At 40.5% G+C, this 309-nt stretch carries 1 protein-coding gene; it reads left to right on the forward strand.

All coding sequences use genetic code 11. The annotated features are described in order from the left end of the window. A partial coding sequence (locus tag M595_RS28795; RefSeq protein ID WP_023070075.1) for a Uma2 family endonuclease occupies positions 1-309 on the forward strand: 309 nt, incomplete at both ends.

The raw sequence follows: 309 nt of genomic DNA on the forward strand, positions 1-309 counted from the left end.
AAACCGCCACTGAAGATTTAGGTCAAACTCCGGTTGGTGTAGAGACTATTCCAACAAAATGGGATGTTTATGAACAGTTTCTTCGGATTCCCTATTATATTTTGTTTGATCCTGAAAACAATAAATTAGAAGCATTTCATTTAGTGGGAAGTCGCTACGAACAACTCGAACCCACTGAACAACGAATTTGGATACCGGGCTTAGAATTAGGATTAGGGTTATGGAAAGGTGTTTATCAAGGGATTGAACGGCAATGGTTACGGTGGTCTGATGTTCGAGGAAGTTGGATAGAAGTTAGATCGGAAGAGC

The sequence above is a fragment of the Lyngbya aestuarii BL J genome (genome assembly GCF_000478195.2).
GTDB lineage: Bacteria > Cyanobacteriota > Cyanobacteriia > Cyanobacteriales > Microcoleaceae > Capilliphycus > Capilliphycus aestuarii.